Source organism: Thiocystis minor, assembly GCF_016653465.1.
In the GTDB taxonomy this organism is placed as follows: domain Bacteria; phylum Pseudomonadota; class Gammaproteobacteria; order Chromatiales; family Chromatiaceae; genus Chromatium; species Chromatium minus.
The window spans coordinates 59698-77158 of sequence record NZ_NHSQ01000084.1 but is presented as its reverse complement, the minus strand read 5'-3'; the positions used below and the strand labels follow the sequence as shown (position 1 = coordinate 77158).

Sequence of the window (17461 nt, the reverse complement as noted above, 5' to 3'; positions counted from 1 at the left end):
TTCCACGCTTGGTCTGACGAGCCCTGGATCAACGACGGCGCGGCGGTACGGGGGTCGCTGGTGTGTTTCGGGGCCCTAAGAAGCGGTTCTCTCAGGCCGTGACGGCGGTGTCCCGCCGGGCGCCGCACTGGGCGGCCAGGCAGCGCCAATGGCAGGCGAAACGCCGATACGCGCACTGCCGGTCGGGATCCTTGCAGAGGTCGGGATGGAGATAGAGCGCCTCGATATGCTGGATGACCGCGTCGGCTAGGTCGGCGGAGCGTTGGTGTACGTAGCGTCGGATCAGATCGCCGAGCCGGCACTCCAAGACGCGAGGTTCGAGGCGGGCGAGATCGTCGGCGGACAGTTGTGCGAGGAGGTGTTGCATAACCGGTATCTCCTTTGGATAAACGGGTTGTCGGCAAACACCTGGCTGGCGTCCGGGCAGGAGCCCGAGAAGGCTGGCGGGGTGGCCCCGACACAGGTCGGGGCAGCGTATTTCAGTCGGAATGCGGGCGGAGCCTGCTGCTACTTGGTCAGAATCAGCTTGTTGTTGCGGGTCATGCGCAGACAATAGCTGGTGCCGGCGTGCTCGATCATGACGAGGTTGCCGCCTTCGAGCAGGGCCTGACTGGCGATACGGGGTATCGAAGCAAGCGGAAGCCGGCTTGGAAGTTGGGAGGGGTGATGTCGGTCTGTCGCAGCGGCGGATGGCATCGTCATTGTCCTCGGGGCAGGCGTTGAGAGGGTTGGGCGGCCCAAATCCAATCGAATAAGAACCGTTCGCGTTTAGGTTAGGTGGTGAGCCCAACCCTGTCAAGCCTGTCCGTTATGAATTTTTGCGTCGCCGTCAATCCCTTTGGCGCCGTTCGAGATGAGATACGGCAGAAGCCATTCCCGAATCTGATAGCGGGAACGCGCCCCGCTGAAACGGGCCAGTTCCTGCCCCTCTCGAAAGAGGATCACGGTGGGAAAGCCCCGCACCTTGTAGTGTCCCGCCTGGCGCATGTTCTCGCCCTCGTCGACCTCCAGCTTGGCCAGCCGCACCTGACCGCCGAGTTCCTCGACGACTCGCTCCAGATGCGGCGAAAGCGCGCGGCAGGGCGCGCACCAATCGGCCCAGAAATCCACCAGGATGGGGTGCGATCGGGAGGCGTCGAGAATCTCGGTCTGGAAGCGGTCGGTGTCGACATCGAAGATGTAGGGGTTGGGATGGGTGAGGTGCGACATAGGGATGGTCCAGGTTTGAAGAATGAGGGGATAAAAGGATGAAGAATGGTCGCGTCAGCAATTCTAAACACAGTTTCTCACGGGTAATGCCGAACTTGACATTGCCTGGTCAGCACATACTCGGACGACTCCACTCATATCGGCTACTTTGAGCTTGCAAGCAGCGACCTTCCCAAACTGGTTCCGTTCGATCGACTCTCGCGCCAGGATGCGACAGGCTCATCCAGGCGGATCGTCATCCTCTGGCTCAACAGCGGCGCCTTCGATGTGAACCCGATCCACCGCATAAAACAATTGTTGGAATCGGTCCCTGAATGGGTGGTACCTCATGACTATCGTTGCCGGACGGTCCAGGTCATCGGCCCAGCCGACTCGGACGGATTGGCGGCCCTGCTCAAAGAGACCTATTCCAACTCCAACGGAAGCAAGGAACCGCCCGCGACCGCGGGTACTATGCGAGAGACAAGCTGAAGGTCGACATCGGTTTCGTGGATCGCTGGATCATCCTGCGTCTGGTTGCGCGTTACGCGGACATGGCGGTGCGCTCGGTCGGCTATCGGCACCCTTGGGCTCGGCTTGCTGGAAGTTCTGGGTTGACCCGTGCCCAGGACGAGAGGTCTTGTTGGGCGTTCGGCGAGCCGCTCGGCCGCGGGAAAGTCCAACGGCCTGCTAAACTGCGTCACAGCCGCTGCGTTAAAAACAGACGTCATTCGGAGCGCGGCTCGCCGAGGAGGTGAACCTTGAAGCTTTTCCAATCGATTTTCGGTGGCAGCGAGACGCGCGGTCGTTACCCTGAATCGCTCATCGAGCAGGCAATGGAGCGTGCCGTCGACGGCACGGATCCGCGCCTGCGCCTGCTGCCAGGATACCGCAAGCGGCTGCGACAGCCCGTCATCCAGGCGATCGATCATGTGGTCGCGTTGGTGGATGCCATCCCCGCACCGCTGCCGGCAGGGGCCGGTCGCCACGGCGATGAACCCTTGTTGAAAGCGGTCTTCTCCTCGGCCGGTGACATGCTGGAGACTCTCGGGCGCGATGCCGCGCTGCGGAGCTTTCTGGCCAGCGCGGAGGGGCGAGGCGCCGAGCAGGTCACGGCCCTGCTGCTGGCCGAGCGGGTCGAGCGCAGCATCCTTGGCATGGACCTCATCGGCGACCAGGTGCATCGCGATGTGCCGCAGGTCACCGTCAGCTTCGCCGGCCATCGGTTGCTGGACCCCTCCGCGACCGAGGCGGAGAGCCGCCGCCAGTGGAAGCGTCGTGCCTTCGATCACCTGCTGACCCTGGCGCTGACCCGCATTGCCGAAACGCGCGTGGAGCGCGCCGATCTGAAGCGACAGCACGACCTTTTGCGGCGCAAGCTGACCGCGCTCGAGCACGGCGGCTGGAGTTTCGAGCCAGCGGAAGATGCGCACCCGGACCCTGCCGCGCTGCAGGTCGAGCTGGACAAGCTGACGGCGCAGTTGAATGCCTTGGGCGCGGATCAGGATGTCCTGCGTGTCCATCTTCAGCTCGTCGCCGAGCTGCTCGGCGAGGCGCCGAGCCAGATCTGGGCCGAGCCCGTCGGACTCTGGCTCGACGCCATGAACATCCAGCGCGCGGCCGACGATCCGTCCGCCCGCTTAGTCCAGCTTTGGGAACTGCACAATGCGCGTGGTCGGCGGGCAGTCATGCTGGCGCTGAGCATCACGCCCGGCGACCTTCCCATACGCGAGGATCTCGTGACCGCGGCGCAACGGTATCTATAAATCCAACCACAACCCACCAGGGATCCGAGCCCATGAGTCGCACCACAGCCTCGACGCCCAAGCGCGCCGGCTCGTCTGCCACCTCGCTGTCCGTCGCCGATGTCCGCACCGGGCTGGACAGCACGTCCCTCAAGCAGGCCATGCTCGATCATCTGCACTACTCGCTTGGCCGCCTGCCGGCGGTCGCCACCCCGGCGAATGACTACCGCGCCCTGGCGCTCGCAATCCGCGACCGGCTGCAGCAGCGCTGGATCCGCACCAGCGAGACCTATGTCGAGCGCGGACGGCAGCTCGCCTGCTATCTCTCGGCGGAATTCCTGCTGGGACCGCACCTGGGCAACAACCTGCTGAATCTCGGTCTGGAACAGGCCGCCCGCGAAGCGCTGACGGCGCTCGGCCAGGATCTGGACGCCATCCTGGACTGCGAGCCGGAGCCAGGGCTGGGCAACGGCGGTCTCGGCCGACTCGCGGCCTGCTATCTGGATTCGCTGGCGACGCTCCAGTATCCGGCGATCGGCTACGGCATCCGCTACGAATTCGGCATCTTCGCACAGGAGATCCGTGACGGCTGGCAGACCGAGCGTACCGACAAATGGCTGAGCGGCGGCAATCCTTGGGAGATCGCCAAGCCCGACATCGCGCGGATGTCGATCCTCAACTGCGCCCGCGGCGGCAAGTTCTCCTCCGACCGCGCCATCGAGGAATACGCGAGGGCGATCTGGGGATTACAATCCGTGCCCATTCAGGTCTAAACCGCGACTGGCGCGGCATGCGGCACAGCCATTTCCCTGTCCGACCTGCCCAGGCACCACGTTGCCGTCGGGTGCCAGCGCCACGACGAACGGCGTCAACGTCTCTTCAACACACTGTCCCGGAGGACACCATGACCAAGCTCTCACACGAAGAAGGCGTGATCGTCACCATCCTCGAACGCTTCGAAAAATTCCGGCTCCCGCGCGCGCTCGACATCAAGGCCAAGGTCGACCGCGGCGAGCCGCTCGACGACGCCGACATCGCGCACCTCAAGCAGGTCATGGAGGACGCCGAGCACATCAAACCGTACATCGACAAGCGGCCCGAGTACGAGAAGCTCTATGCCCGCGCGGTTCATCTCTACCGGGAGATCACGGACCAGGCGTTGAAGAACGAGCAGGGTTCGGCATCAGGAGCGTGAGTGCCGTGCGAAAAGGCGCTCTCGCAGGATGAGGCCAATGTCGACCTGCGATACCAGGCCCGGCTCGATCGCTTGTCTCGCTCGCCATGCCGCTGGTCACGCAGCTTCAGCTGCGTGACCAGTATCAGATTGGTCGAACCTTGGAATCCGAACGTAACCGGCTTCTTTGGGTCTCTTATCTCGGCCGAGCCTAAAATACTCGGAACACCGTGATTCGCGCCGCGTGGCGGTCAAGCCATCGTGTCACCACTGCCCTACTCTTTGGCATAATCGAGAACACCGATCTCATCAAAGAGCAGGGAATGGGAATTCAAACCGACAGGGGCGCGCTGCGCGAAGGGAAGATCATCCGCTGGGAGCCGGAGAAAGGGTTCGGCTTCATCAGACCTCAGGACGGCGGTAAGGACGTCTTCGTCCATGTCAGCGCATTGCCCAGCGAGCGTCCGTTCAGCGTAGGAACCGACGTGGTCTTCAGCACGGCCCAGGATCCTAAGGGACGCGGCGAGCGAGCGTTGAAGGCCGTGCGGTCCACCGCCGGAGTTCCGGCCTTTGGGCGCGAAACCATGGACCAGCTTCGGTCTGAGCTTCCTCCACAGGGTGGTCACCGCAACCGATCCGGACCTCGACCTCACGAGGAACACACCGACAGGCGTTCAACGACAAGAAATCGAGGACGACGCGACGAAACGTTGAGGGCGCTCCCGATCAATGCGCAGAGCGTCTTCGTCGGGTTTCTCGCGCTCTTCTGCCTTACGGGCGCCGTCATGATGTTTCCAGTCACTCCGATCCCTCTAATCGCTTATCCGCTAGTGAGTCTGATCGCCTTCTTCGCCTATGCGCGTGACAAGCTCAGCGCGATGCGCAACACATGGCGGATCGCTGAAAGTTCGCTGCACCTGCTGGAAGCGTTGGGCGGATGGCCCGGCGCCTATATTGCGCAACAGACGATGCGCCACAAGACAGTGAAGACCAGCTACCAGGTCACCTACTGGCTGATCGTCTGTCTCCATGTGGGATTCTGGACGACTTGGCTGCTCGCACCCGAAATGCTCCTCGGAGTGCTCGAACCTCCAGAGGAGATCTCTTTCTCCTGGTCGCGCTAAGAGCTGGGAGGCGAGTTTGGCCGCCGTCTCGGTCAGGTGGTCTTTCCCCCAATGCTCATCCCGTCCGACTCAATGTGGCCACCGACCAGATCGTTTACGACTGCCCGGATCCTGGGCGTCGAACTCCCAGCTTTTTCATCCGCGACTCCAGCGTGGTGGGTTTCAGGCCAAGCCGCTGCGCGGCCCCGCCGGCCCCGCGGATGCGCCAGCCGGTCTGTTCCAGCACCTGTTGGATGTGGTCGCGCTCGCGGGCCGCGAGGCGGTCCTCGGATCGCGGCGTCGGGAGGGTGTCGGGCAGGCGGGCGGCGGGACTCGGCGCGGGACCGAGCGAGATGTGCAGCGTCGGCCCGCGGGCGAGGATCATCGCCCGCTCGATCAGGTTGCGCAGCTCGCGCACGTTGCCCGGCCAGGGGTAGGCGAGGAGCGCGGCCATGGAGTCCTCGGCGATGTGCTCCATGGGCTTGCCCATGGTCGCGCCGAGTGCCTCGACGAACTGCCAGACGAGCAGCGGGATATCCTCGCGTCGCACGCGCAGCGGCGGCAGGGTCACCGGAAAGACGTTCAGCCGATAATAGAGATCCTCCCGAAAGCGGCCCTCGGCGACGGCCAGGCGCTCGGCGAGCGAGACCTCGGCCGCATCGCTTTGGAGTCTGGCGTTCCTGTCTGGTCCAACGTCGTTCAACGGGTCGCTCCTCGATCGCAGGGTGCGTCTTGTTCTAGCGAGGCTTCGCCTCAGACCCACGAATCATGATCATCGCTGTAGCAAGCTGAACAGCGATCGTTGTCGTTGTCGTTGTCGTTGTCGTTGTCGGATTGTCGGATTGTCGGATTGTCGGATTGTCGGATTGTCGGATTGTCGACAACGACAATGACATACTTGACTCATCTGCAAGCATTTGGCGCCCTCAAGCAATCGAGTACTGCGGCGCCCAATTGATACGAACTGCAAGAGGGATGAAGGCGCGCGCTCCGTCACGTCAGACCGGACTCGAATCGTGGACTCGCCGCATTCGCCAGCAACTTGGCCGTGATCCGCAAGCGCTTGTTGGATGCGCTGCGCTTCAGCCACTACAAAGCTGCCGGCTCGCCCCTCGGAGGGCGAGGGCGAGGGCGAGGGCGAGGGCGTGCCGAAGCGCCGGCGGCGCGAGTTTGACGAAAGGTTGCGCACCCCACTTAGCCTCCCGGCTCAGTAGGGCGCGGGGACGATCTTGAAGGGATACTCGGGTTCCCGATAGTCGCCGGGCTTCTGCCGCTTCGGCAGCTCCACCTTCTCGCGGGGCAGCTCCTCGTAGGGAATCTGCTCCAGAAGGTGGCTGATGATGTTGAGCCGTGCGCGCTTCTTGTCGTCCGAATACGCCATGAACCAGGGCGCGAAGTCGGTATCCGTGGCCGCGAACATGGCATCGCGCGCCCTCGAATAATCGTACCAGCGGCTGTAGGACTCCAGATCCATGGGCGAGAGCTTCCAGAGCTTGCGCCCGTCCTCGATGCGCGCCTCCAGGCGTCGGGTCTGCTCCTCGGGGCTGACCTCCAGCCAGTACTTGATGAGGATGATCCCGGAATCCACGATCGCCTTCTCGCCGAATGGCACCATTTCGAGGAAGCGATCCGCCTGTTCCTCGCGACAGAACCCCATCACCCGCTCGACGCCCGCGCGGTTGTACCAACTGCGGTCGAAGATGACGACCTCGCCGGCGGCCGGAAAATGCTGCATGTAACGCTGCAGATACATCTGGGACTGCTCGCGCTCGGTGGGTGCCGGCAGCGCCACCACCCGGAACACGCGCGGACTGACTCGCTCGGTGATCGCCTTGATGGTGCCACCCTTGCCCGCGCCGTCGCGTCCCTCGAAGACGATGCAGACCTTGAGCCCCTGATGCCGGACCCATTCCTGGAGCTTGACCAACTCCACATGCAGCCGGCGCAGCTCTTTCTCGTAGGTCTTATTCTTCAGCTTGACGGAGGTGCCGGCGTCCTCGACCGCTTCTGCGTCCTGGCGCTTGTTCTTCTTGCTCATTGGTTGATCTCCTCTAAACCGCGTCCAGCGCGGTAGGCGATGTTTTTGGATTGAATCGACCTTGGCAGTATCGACGATGATCGGAGTGGACGCGGTTTAAATCACTGACGATTCAGTCCCTCGTCCGGCCAGTAGCGCGAGCCGGTCAGCTTGGCGGCGACCTTCCAGCCCTTGCCGGTCAGCACGAACACCGCCTTGCCCTCGTTGAACCGCAGGGCGAGTTGGTCCTTCTGCTCGCCAGCCATGGTGCCGACCTCGGCCGTCGCATCCAGCCCTTGGGTCAGGAACCGTTCCAGCAAGGCATGGTCCTGGAAGAGGATGACGACCTGGGAGGCGAAGCCGCCGAGACCGAAGCTCAGGCCCGCGCCAGTGGTCGTCATTTTCATATAGACGCGCGAGCCGGTCGCGGGATCGACCGCGACCCCGCGACCGTAGCCCGCGACGACGTAGAAGCTCGCCTCGCGCTTGTCGAACACGGCGTAGCCGGCGCTGCGATCGAACAGGGCGCGGCTGCCGGGCTCGTCCGCAAACAGGCGCGCGAGCGTCGTTTCGGCCATGGCATCGAGCTTGGCTCGCGTCTCCTCGGGGGTGGCCTCGTCGCCCAGGCTTTTCTGGGTGGAGTCGACGGTGTCCGTGACCGCCCAGGACGCCTTGCCGGCCATCTTGCCGGCGCCCTCCACCGCGCCCATCGTCGTCTCGCCGACGACCTTCGCGGCCTTTGACGCGCCTTCCTTCAGGGCATCCAGTGAGATTTGCGCCGTGGCGGCCGTTGCAGCCATCGCGAGCATCAGAGCAAATAGAGAATTGCGTTTCATCGCGTAAAGATTCCAATCTCTTGAGGTGGTGGATGAGCCCAGGCAAGGCAAGGGCGCGTCGGGTGAACGAAAGGGTTGGGACTCGTGGCGCGTCGCGTGGATAGGTGAATGAAGCGGGGTCGCGCGACACCTGCGAGGAATCCGCCAGCCCCGGTCCGTGGATGACTCGCGGCCTCGGGGTTGGCGGGATCTGGCTTACTCATGGGCGCTGAGGGTCTGGCGGGAACTTCCAGGTAATCGGCCCCGTCCTGACGAGCTGCCGCCCAGGTTCTCCCAGCTTCCTGCCGTAACGGATCAACTGGATCAGGTCCGAGCTGACTTGCGGGTTGGAGGTGAAATAGGTGTGCCCAAAGAAATCGGTGCGCTTGCCCAGATAAGAGATCATGTCCATGCGTCCCAGCGCCTCCAGGTAGCGCTGGCCCTTCTCGGGGATGTCCTCGGGCCGCAGCTGACCCACCCGGTTGCGGCTGCGGAACAGGAGCTTCGAGACCAGGAGCGCCCGGTCGTCGGGTGCGGTGTAGATCGTCAGCCGGCCCTTCAGGACGCGCGGCAGCTTGCCTTCGGGCCACACCGTGACCAGGTCGGGATCGGAGAGAAAGCCGGTGAGCTGCTGGGCGGCGATGTCGAGATCGATGTCCGGCGAGAGCAGCACCAGGTTCTCGATCTTGTAGAGGTCGACCGGTTCCTTGCCGGCCGCGATCGCCTCCAGACTTAGCTCGCGAACCGCCCTGAGGGTCAGCGCGGTGCCGCGGCTGTGGGCCAGGATCTGCATCCCCTCCACTCCGGGGGTCGTCGCGAGCAGGCGGAGGCTCTTCTTGAGGTGCTCCACCGCGAAGTCCGCGGACTCGGTGGTGCTGGTGTAGGAGGTCAAAAAGTTGCCGCTGGAGGAGGCCGGCCAGGTGAAGAAGGCGCACACCGGTTCCCGACCGAGGAAGTGGCAAAGCTCCGCGGCGGTATAGGCCGCGGTGGCGAAGGTCTCGTTGAAGCCGTGCACATAGAGCAGGATTTGCTTCTTGGGCGCGGCGGCGAGTCGGCGCTGGACCTCGCCCTGGAGCCGGCCCTTGGCCTCGTCGTGGCTCGCCAGCTCGGCACGATCCCGCAGCAGCTTCCCCTTCTCTCCACGGTGCAGGCGATAGGGCTCGATGGGGAAGGCACCCAACTCCCGCACCTGGCCCAGTTCCAGGTCGACCTCGCGCGTGCGTTTGGCCAGTTGGCTTTGCTCCCTCAGGGTCTCCCAGTCCAGCCCCGGGGCCACGCGAACCTGGGCGGAGCCGAAGGCGATACGCCGGGCGCGTTCCTGGCCGTAGAGCAAGGGGCCTTGGTCCTGGCCCTGCGCCTCCAGCTCGGCGGGCGTTGCCGGTGCCCGGTCGGTGACGTAGAGCAGGTCCAGGTCCGGACTCTGGCGTTGCGGGGTCATGGCCGATCGATCGAACACCGGCTGTCCGCCCGGAAGCTGATACAACGCCGGGGTCGGCATCAGTTGGCGCGCGGGTGTGGCACAGCCCCCGATCAGGGTGACGGCGAGCAGAAACGCAAAGCGGGCGTGGATCTTCATGGTGTCTCGGATGTCCTTGATGGGAAAAACCATGCGCCGAGCGGCACCGGCCGCGACGCTCGGGTCACAACTTCGCCGCTGCGCGCGGCGACCGATCGCGCCCCCGGCGCTGGGTTCAATGCCCGCCCAGAACCAGGGTCTGGATCGGCAGCAGCAGCGCCTGGATGCGCAGGATCATGGCATGCACCAGGCCGACGGTGTCGATGGCGTGCAGCCCGAAGGCGCGCCAGAAGCCGGTGTCGGGATCGGCGAGCGCCTCGTGGTTGTTCGTGTAGGCGTTGGCGATACAGTTGCCGCCCTGGGGCAGGTCGTCGAGCTGGCCAGCATAGAGCGGCTCCATGATGACTGTGAGTGTGCCGGGACGCGCGAACTGCTGGACATCGACCAGGGTGTCGGTTGGGCGCACCTGACCGGAGGCGATGACGTGCTGGACCTCGGTCACCACCATCGGCACGATGGCCCAGGGTTTGGCGATGCAGGTCACCTCGCCGATCATGCCCACCTTCAGCACCTGCGACTCGATCTGACCGAAGCCGGCCATCAGACCCGTGACCCGGCGCTCCGGCACCAGGATGCCCGCGGGCCGGAGCATGGGGTTGACCACATCGCCAGCTCGCAGCGCGAACTGCTGCACGATGCCGTCGGTCCCGGCCACGACCAGGGTCTTCTTCAGGTCCACCTCGGCTTCGTGGAGTGCGGCCTCGGCGCTCGCCTTCTCGGCCGGGAGCTGAAATGTCATCTCCGAGACGATGGCCTCGCGGCTCGCCAGGGCCGCGTCGAGCGCGCCCTGCTGGGTATCAACCTGCACCCGCATTCGTCCAACCTCACGTTCCGCGATGGTCCCGGCACTCTTGCGGTTCGCTTCCGAGCGGGCCGCGAACTCATCGATCGCTTGCTGAAGCGCCCCGCGTGACTGGACGATGCGCCCGTCCGCCTCGGCCAGTTGGGACTTGGCCACAACCATGGCGGCCTCGGTCTCGGCGATCTTGCGCCGAGCCGTTTCCACCGCCGCCTCCTGCTGAGTGCTGTCGAGCCGGAACAGGGGCTGCCCTTCCGCCACTCGCTGGTTGATGTCGACAAAGGTCTCGGCGACCCTTCCGCTGGTCTCCGGCAGGATGGTGACGGTGCGGAAGACCGAGGTGGCGGCCTTGGTCGAAGGGTGGAAATAGAAGATGGTCGTGATCAGGCTCAAGGTGAGGATCAGGCAAAGCGTGATTCCCCAACGCAGCTCGAACCAGACGGTGAAGAGGGTGATCTCGTGTCCGAGCCGCTTGCCCTGCGCGAAGCGGCGAAAGAGGAAATCCGGCAGGATGGTCAGCATCGAGCAAAGCATCAGTTCCAACATGGGTTAGACCTCCCGCGACTCGGTGGGCTGGTCGGCATCCGGCGCCGTCACGTTCGGCACCGTCTGCCCCGGCGCTGGCGCCCGCGGCGGCGCGGCCGGCCCGGCACCGTCGGCAATGCGCTCGAGCGCGCGCGCCATGGAGGACAGCGGCGTGGTGAAGTCCGGCAGGGGGACGAATGCGAGCAGCAGTCCGGCGATCCAGAAGGCGTGGTTGTGGGTGAAAAGCGCCAGCAGCGCCAGCACCGCGACCAGTTCGAACTGGATCTTCTGGCCGCGATGCGCCATCTGCTCCGGGAGTGCATGGAGCTTGAAGTAGAAGATGCCGATGCCGATCACGGCGAGTAGCACAAAAACGGCCATCACGATGAACAGCACGTCGGTCTCCCCTGGGGCTGTGACGAAGGGGGGCAAGTGATGGATTGCGGCCGGGTGTAGCGGGTTCGCCATCTGCGAATCTCCTAAACAGGTTGTTGGGGTCAGTGTCGTCCCGCGCATCGCGTCGACGCGGCTCAGAGCCCGCCGCCCCAGCGATATTGCCAGGCGACTCCGGCCAGATCGAAGCCGTTTCCAGTGCGCGCGGACACGCCGCTGCTTGCGTATAGCTTGAGCGAGTGACGGGCGTCAATGGGCAGCGCCAGGGTTCCGCCCAGTCGCCAGTTGCTTTGACGGTCGTCGCGCGCGATCCCGTCCAGAGTCGTTTGTCCGCCGGTGAAATAGGTCGCATCGAGCGAGGCCCAGACACCTGAGCGAAAGCCATGGATCAGATGCGCTTGCGCGGAATAGATTGGATCCTGCGCGCGCCGCCTGCCGCCGAAGAAATCCGTATTGTCCGCGAACAGGGTCGCCGCCGCGCTCAGTTCGAGCGTCCAGGGTCCGACGGCCTTGGACACGCCAATCTCCGGCTTGATACTCCAGCGATGGGTGCCGAGGTTGATCAGGCGGCTGCCATCGTACTGCCCCCAGGGCGCGGAGACCTGCAGGCTCGCACCGACGATCAGATCCTGCCGATACGCTTTGAATTCTTTCAGGTTGAGCGCGGGTGCCCCATAGAGATTGATCGAGAGCCGCAGCCTGGGGTCGGCGAATCCATCGACGACGCGCTCCACCGGAAGGCTCTGATCGTCCGCCGAGCCCGACAGCCAACTGTAGGGAAGGATAACGTCGAGCTTGCCGGACCGGCCCCAGAAATCGAGTACGCGCGCGTAGCCGAGGAGCGTGCTGGACAGGTCAAGCCGCGGATCCGTCACCGGCAGCGCCGAATCGAACGCGATGCCTCCGCGGGTAAAAGCATAGCCCGCGATCAGAAAGTTCACCCCGACCGGTGCGTTGGAATAGGCGCGCGGCTCGATGTCCTGGCACGGCACGGAACCAGCGGCCAAGAACAACGCGCACCCGCTGGCCAATGCCAAGGGGCCGGGAAACCAACGAGACGGTGACTTCGCCTTGTCCATCGCCTTCGAGCGCCCGCGCCGCGCATGGCCGACGTGGAATCGCCCCATCGCGCGGCGCGCCAAGCGCTCGCTACCGGGACGTCACCTCGCTGCGGATCTCTATGCGTGTCTCCTGATTGACGACGGCGACCGTACCGGTGATCGCGGTCGAGAGGGCGGTGCTCAAGACCGGCGTGGTGTCGGCCTGCGCCATGGGCAGCGCGCCCGCGAACGTCAAGCTCAGGGCGCAGACAAGGTGGATTGGGCGTGGCATCGTGGTCATCGAAAAGCTCCTCAAGGTTGCGTGAGAATGGCGTATTGAGTCATCGTGGATCACGCCGGTAAGGATTCCAGGTTAAGCGGCGCACCTGTCATTGCGACGTCCTCAAGTGGGGGTGGACGTCGTTGTCTGTGGCTCGCTCGCCATCGAATCCATGCCCTCAGGCACGGCGGCCCGAGCGCGAAACCGCTCGACCGCCAGGGGAAGATTGAAGATCAGCCGCTCGCGCCCAAGCGTCTCTCCAAGCGACGAGCGCTGGATCATACCGAGCACCTCGGGGTTGAGCGCCACCAGCAAAAGCTCCGCGCCGCGCGCGCGCAGCCGCTCTTCGCCCTCGACGAGCATCTTGAGCGCCGAGTACTCGATGTCGGTCACAGCGCTGAAGTCCATCACCAGCACACGGGGGTTGGCGGCGTCGATCAGCGGCCACACCTGCTCGCCGATGCGCTGGGCATTGGCGAAGAAGAGGCGCCCCTCCGGCCGCACCATCAGCAGTCCGGGGACGGTCTCGTCCTCCGGGTGCTCGTCCGTTCTCGGGCGAAAGACATCGGTGCCCGGCTTGCGCCCGAGGACATAGAGCCGCGGATGCGCGGTCTGATAGGCCAGCGACACCAGTGAGACGATGATGGCCACCAGGATCCCCTTGAGCGTCCCGAGCAGGACGACGCCCGCAAAGGCGGCCAGCGCCCAAAGAAACTCCATGCGCCGGATCTTCAGGATGGCGAGCAGCTCGGCCGGCTGAATCAGTCCGATCGAATAGACGATGACCACGGCCGCCAGGGTCGCCTGCGGCATCAGGCCCATCAGGGGCGCGAGCAGGAGCAGGGTCGCGACGGCGGCGGCGGCCGTCACCAGACCGGCGACCTGGGTGCGGGCGCCGGCGCTCCGGTTCACCGCCGTCTGCGAGGTGCCGCCGCCGCCCGGCATGGCGCCGAACAGGCCGCCGACGAGGTTGCCGAGTCCGGTCGCCACCAGCTCCTGGTTGGGCACCGGGCGCGGCTCGCCCCGTCCAGCGAAGGCCCGCGCGGCGGCGATGGACTCGGTGAAGCTCATCAGCGCAATGCCGAGCGCGCCGGGCCAGAGCTGCGCCACCAGATCCAGATTGGGCAGGCTCAGCGCCGGCAGGCCCTGAGGGATATGACCGACGATCGCCACGCCCTGGTCCTGCAGCGCGAGCAGCCCGGAGACGGCGATGCCGAGCGCGACCGCGACCAGCGGCGCCGGGGCGCGCGGGGCCAGGCGCTCGATCCCGAGCAGGATGGCCAGCATGGCGACGCCGACCGCCAGGGTCGCGAGCGAGGTCTCGGGCAGGTGCGCAAAAATGGCGAGGATGTCGCGCAGAAAACCGCTCTTCTCGAAGTGGATCCCGAGCAGCTTGGGCACCTGATCCAGGATGATGACCAGCCCGATGCCCGCCTTGAATCCGGTCAGCACCGGCTCCGAGATGAAGCTGGCGACGACCCCGAGCCGCAGGACCGCGGCCAGGATCAGCATCACCCCGACCAGGACCGCGAGCGTCGCCGAGGCCGTCAGCAGCGCCGCCGGATCGCCGCTCGGCACCACCAGCGCGAGCTGGGTGCCGGTGAGGATCGCCAGGGTCGTGGTGGTGGTGACGCTGAGCGGGCGCGAGGTGCCGAGGAGCGCATAGATCACCAGGGGGACGAAGGCGGTGTAGAGCCCCACCTCCACCGGCAGCCCGGCAATGGTGGCATAGGCCATGGCCTTGGGGATGACCACCGCCGCCGTGGTCAGGCCGGCGATGAGATCCAGACGCAGCCAGCCCTTCTGGTAGCCGCCAAGCCAGTCGCGCATTGGGATGTCACTCATGCGAATTCACTCCTGATCTGCCCCCTGCTCTTCGGGAGCGCGAACGAACGGGATGGCGAAGATGAGTGGCGTCATCATTAGACGGCTGACGACCGCTCCATCGGTGCGACGCGGCTCTATTCACGATCGGGTTGTCCAGGCAGAAATTCGCCGCGACTGAGACGTATACCATGGATCGATGCTTGAACCGCCTTGCTTGCGACCGCGACATAGATACCGGTCGTGACGACACCGACGAAGGCCATCGCGACGCTGACAATCTTGCCGAGACGAGTCACGGGCGTAATGTCTCCATAGCCCACGGTCAACCCCGTAATGAAAGTGAAATAGATGGCATCTCCCAAGGTCAGATCTTCCACCCAGGCCAGCGTGAGCGCCAACAGCATCAGGATCAGGATCAAAACCAGAAAACCAAAAATATATCTGACGAAATACGATATTTTTTTCAAGTTATGCATGAAAAGCAGGAAATCACGCATGTCGATGCCGTCCTGAATATGGATGCTCTGGCGGAGTCGGCGTATTTCGACCGATGATCGAAATACAGGAACTGCACAGGATCAAGAAACCAAACTGGCAGAGTCTTTGCCCGCGGGGGCTGGAGAATGAGCACAACGCATGTACTTTGTCATGGGATTTCGCATCGATTCCGCTGGCGGCCGTATCAGTGCTGACGCCAGGGCCGAATCCCGGTGCCGAGGCGAGATGCCCACTTGCCCAGAATGTTGCTTGATCGCCTGATCCATGGAGCTACCCATGGCCACCGATAACAGCTCTTCCACCGACTCCCCCTGATTCATCGAGAGTTCGAGCGGAATGACCGCGTGGGTCTGTTTCAGGCGACCTATCATCTGACACAAGCGAGGAAGGGGTATCGGCACTGGCGTTGAAACGGTTGCTGGGCGTCCACGTCAAAGCCAGCGTATTGTGTCACAGTCTGCATAGATTCTTGGATCCCAAAGTCTTGCGTTCGATCCGGAAGCCCGTCTCGTTGGCGCTGTTATCCCGCCAGGTCAACCTGACCCGCGTCGCGGCGAGGGTCTTGGCGGTGAGGTTCGAGGGCGCGGCGGGCGGGGGCGCGATGGAACCAAACCCCAAAACCCGGACCGGGCTCCAGCGATCCGTGGTGGTGCCGTCGCCGAGCTGGCCAGTCCCGTTCGCCCCCAGGCCCAGAGACGACCGTCGGTCTTGATCGCCAGGCTGTGAACGTTTCCAGCCGCGATCCGCTGCCTCTCGGGCAGGCTGGGCAGCGCCACACTGGCCACCGCCGGCGAGACCAGCACCTGCTTCAGCCCCGCCGCATCCACGCGCAAACGGAACGAATGAAAAAGACGAGAAAGGCGCTGGCGGCGGAGGCGTACCCGTCTCAATCTAAAGGATGGTATTTATTTTGAAAGGTATTTAGCCGCAGTGGGCGGGAACCGCCGCCCGGGGTGGCAACTGTGTTTCAGGTCAAGCGGTTTTGCCATGAGGTTCAACCCAATGCACCTGATCGCGCAGCATCGCATTCAGGATGGTCAGCACCTCGCGCATGCCGGTGATGAGGACACTTTGGCCATCTTTTGCTGCCGTTACAGACCGAAGATCCAGAGCCCCAGGTTCAGGGTGAAGAAAGACAGCAGAGTCGTGATCAGCAGGGCGGAGGCGCCCAGCTCGCCCAGCCCATAGCGCTGGGCGAGCAAGGGGAAGATGGTGACCATCGGCAGCCCGGACAGGATCAGCGCTGCCTGGGTGAGCGTGGGATCGAAGGCCGGAACCAGAAACAGCATCAGAAGCACTGCGGCGGGGTGGATCAGGAGCTTGCCGGCGGCGATGGCCAGGGCCGGGCCCAGCCCATGCTGGAGCCGTTGTCCGGCCAGAGTTCCGCCGATCGCGAACAGCGCCACCGCCGCTGCGGAGCCGGCCAGCATGTCGACCGTGCGCCCGAGCAGGGCGGGCAGCCGCCAGCCAAGTGCGGCGAACAGCAACCCGGCGGCGATCGCCAGCACGATCGGATTGCGGGCGACCTGGAGCACCACCTTGCCCAGAGTCCGCGCCAGACCATGGCGGCCCCGGCTGTCATGCAACTCCGCCAGGATCAGGGTCAGCGGCAGAATCAGCAGAACCTCGGTCAGGATCGTCATAGCGACCGCGATCAGTGCCTCGGCACCCAAAATTTGCGAGACCAGCGCATAGCCCAGATAGCCGCTGTTCGACATCGAGACACCCATGCCGAAAAAGCCATTGTCCAGCGGATGCGTGCGCCGCGCGACGGCGGCTACCGTCAGCCCGATCGCGTAGGCGATCAGCGAACCGCCGACATAGGCGAGCAGAAACGCGGGAACGATGAGCTGGTCCAGGGGGCGCTGGGCAAGCGTATTGAAGAGCAGTGCAGGCAGGGCGAAGGAGAGCGCGTAGCGGCCCATGGCGAGCGCGCCTTCGCGCGGGATCCAGCCCGCCCGCACCGCCGCGAATCCAAGTGCGATCAGAAGGAAGATGGGCGAGGTGACGGAGACGATGGCGGGCAAAACGGACGCATCCTGGACAGATTGGCGGGCGGGTTAGAGTGGCGATCATACGCCCCGCCGTGTCGTCAGCATGAGCGGAAAAGCGTCCGCTGGCGAACGCGCACGATCCATTTAACCGAGCTGCCAACCAGGAAATCTCCACGGCCTGTACGTGGTATTCCTTGTCTTTTACTTTGTTATAGCTATTCTCGATTGCGTGGGCAGCCTGCCCAGTCTCTCAATCGACAACATGCACACAGGTGAATGTCATGACTCAAGAAGTGACGCGTAAAAACGAGCGCAAAGCCTTCTGGTTAATGGTTGCGATTTGCCTTGTCCCGCTGATCCCCTACGCACTGCGCGGCGGTTCCTGAAGTCGCGCGCTGATTTGAAGCGTTGATTCCGGTAAAAGCTTCCCCGGAAATCGCCTAAGCGAAGCCGTTCGTGGTGAACTTGTCGAAACCATGAACGGCTT

Annotated in this window: 19 protein-coding genes; 4 read left to right on the top strand and 15 right to left on the bottom strand. The window is 64.2% G+C overall.

The genetic code is table 11. The features are described from left to right. Window positions 1–91: 91 nt before the first annotated feature. From CCR95_RS11970 to CCR95_RS11960, 3 genes are all read right to left on the bottom strand, one after another. A complete protein-coding gene (locus tag CCR95_RS11970) occupies window positions 92–367 on the bottom strand; it encodes an ATP dependent RNA helicase (protein WP_201094580.1) in 276 nt (91 codons plus the stop codon). Between the two features lie 140 nt (window positions 368–507). Then, a complete protein-coding gene (hemP, locus tag CCR95_RS11965) occupies window positions 508–696 on the bottom strand; it encodes a hemin uptake protein HemP (RefSeq protein ID WP_201094578.1) in 189 nt (62 codons plus the stop codon). Between the two features lie 99 nt (window positions 697–795). Next, window positions 796–1209: a thioredoxin family protein gene (locus CCR95_RS11960; RefSeq protein WP_201094576.1), complete on the bottom strand. Its 414-nt coding sequence runs from the start codon at window positions 1207–1209 to the stop codon at window positions 796–798. A 740-nt stretch (window positions 1210–1949) separates the two neighbouring features. Here CCR95_RS11960 and CCR95_RS11955 point away from each other — a divergent pair. The 4 genes from CCR95_RS11955 (at window position 1950) to CCR95_RS25845 (ending at window position 5231) form a co-directional block, all read left to right on the top strand. Further along, window positions 1950–2954, top strand: coding sequence for a hypothetical protein (locus CCR95_RS11955; RefSeq protein ID WP_201094575.1), 1005 nt, complete (start codon window positions 1950–1952; stop codon window positions 2952–2954). Between the two features lie 32 nt (window positions 2955–2986). Beyond that, window positions 2987–3706: a glycogen/starch/alpha-glucan phosphorylase gene (locus CCR95_RS11950; RefSeq protein ID WP_201094573.1), complete on the top strand. Its 720-nt coding sequence runs from the start codon at window positions 2987–2989 to the stop codon at window positions 3704–3706. 131 nt (window positions 3707–3837) lie between these two features. Further along, window positions 3838–4128, top strand: a complete 291-nt coding sequence (locus CCR95_RS11945; protein WP_201094569.1) for a hypothetical protein — start codon at window positions 3838–3840, stop codon at window positions 4126–4128. Between the two features lie 209 nt (window positions 4129–4337). Next, window positions 4338–5231, top strand: a complete 894-nt coding sequence (locus tag CCR95_RS25845) for a DUF1294 domain-containing protein (RefSeq protein ID WP_338115393.1) — start codon at window positions 4338–4340, stop codon at window positions 5229–5231. A 94-nt stretch (window positions 5232–5325) separates the two neighbouring features. Here CCR95_RS25845 and CCR95_RS11935 read toward each other — a convergent pair whose 3' ends face one another. The 12 genes from CCR95_RS11935 to CCR95_RS11880 form a co-directional block, all read right to left on the bottom strand. Then, a complete protein-coding gene (locus CCR95_RS11935) occupies window positions 5326–5913 on the bottom strand; it encodes an AAA-type ATPase lid domain-containing protein (RefSeq protein ID WP_201094568.1) in 588 nt (195 codons plus the stop codon). 504 nt (window positions 5914–6417) lie between these two features. After that, complete coding sequence (ppk2, locus tag CCR95_RS11930) at window positions 6418–7248, bottom strand: polyphosphate kinase 2 (protein ID WP_201094567.1); 831 nt, start codon at window positions 7246–7248, stop codon at window positions 6418–6420. Between the two features lie 101 nt (window positions 7249–7349). After that, a complete protein-coding gene (locus CCR95_RS11925) occupies window positions 7350–8063 on the bottom strand; it encodes a lipid-binding SYLF domain-containing protein (RefSeq protein WP_201094565.1) in 714 nt (237 codons plus the stop codon). Between the two features lie 199 nt (window positions 8064–8262). Then, on the bottom strand, window positions 8263–9618 hold the full coding sequence (locus CCR95_RS11920) for an alpha/beta hydrolase (RefSeq protein WP_201094564.1): 1356 nt from the start codon (window positions 9616–9618) through the stop codon (window positions 8263–8265). Between the two features lie 115 nt (window positions 9619–9733). Beyond that, window positions 9734–10963: an HlyD family secretion protein gene (locus tag CCR95_RS11915; RefSeq protein WP_201094563.1), complete on the bottom strand. Its 1230-nt coding sequence runs from the start codon at window positions 10961–10963 to the stop codon at window positions 9734–9736. A gap of 3 nt (window positions 10964–10966) precedes the next feature. After that, on the bottom strand, window positions 10967–11410 hold the full coding sequence (locus CCR95_RS11910) for a hypothetical protein (protein ID WP_201094562.1): 444 nt from the start codon (window positions 11408–11410) through the stop codon (window positions 10967–10969). Window positions 11411–11472: 62 nt separating this feature from the next. Beyond that, on the bottom strand, window positions 11473–12342 hold the full coding sequence (locus CCR95_RS11905) for a transporter (RefSeq protein WP_201094561.1): 870 nt from the start codon (window positions 12340–12342) through the stop codon (window positions 11473–11475). Between the two features lie 142 nt (window positions 12343–12484). After that, complete coding sequence (locus tag CCR95_RS11900) at window positions 12485–12676, bottom strand: hypothetical protein (protein ID WP_201094560.1); 192 nt, start codon at window positions 12674–12676, stop codon at window positions 12485–12487. Window positions 12677–12778: 102 nt separating this feature from the next. Beyond that, window positions 12779–14500 carry a SulP family inorganic anion transporter gene (locus CCR95_RS11895; protein WP_201094559.1) on the bottom strand — a complete coding sequence of 574 codons (1722 nt, stop codon included), beginning with the start codon at window positions 14498–14500 and terminating at the stop codon, window positions 12779–12781. A 116-nt stretch (window positions 14501–14616) separates the two neighbouring features. After that, entirely contained in the window at window positions 14617–14979 is a 363-nt protein-coding gene (locus CCR95_RS11890) for a potassium channel family protein (protein ID WP_201094558.1), read from the bottom strand. Window positions 14980–15513: 534 nt separating this feature from the next. Beyond that, complete coding sequence (locus tag CCR95_RS26350; protein ID WP_420825656.1) at window positions 15514–15756, bottom strand: RCC1-like domain-containing protein; 243 nt, start codon at window positions 15754–15756, stop codon at window positions 15514–15516. 315 nt (window positions 15757–16071) lie between these two features. Next, window positions 16072–17007 (bottom strand): AEC family transporter, encoded by a 936-nt coding sequence (locus CCR95_RS11880; protein WP_201094555.1) that lies wholly within the window; start codon window positions 17005–17007, stop codon window positions 16072–16074. Window positions 17008–17461: the final 454 nt, after the last annotated feature.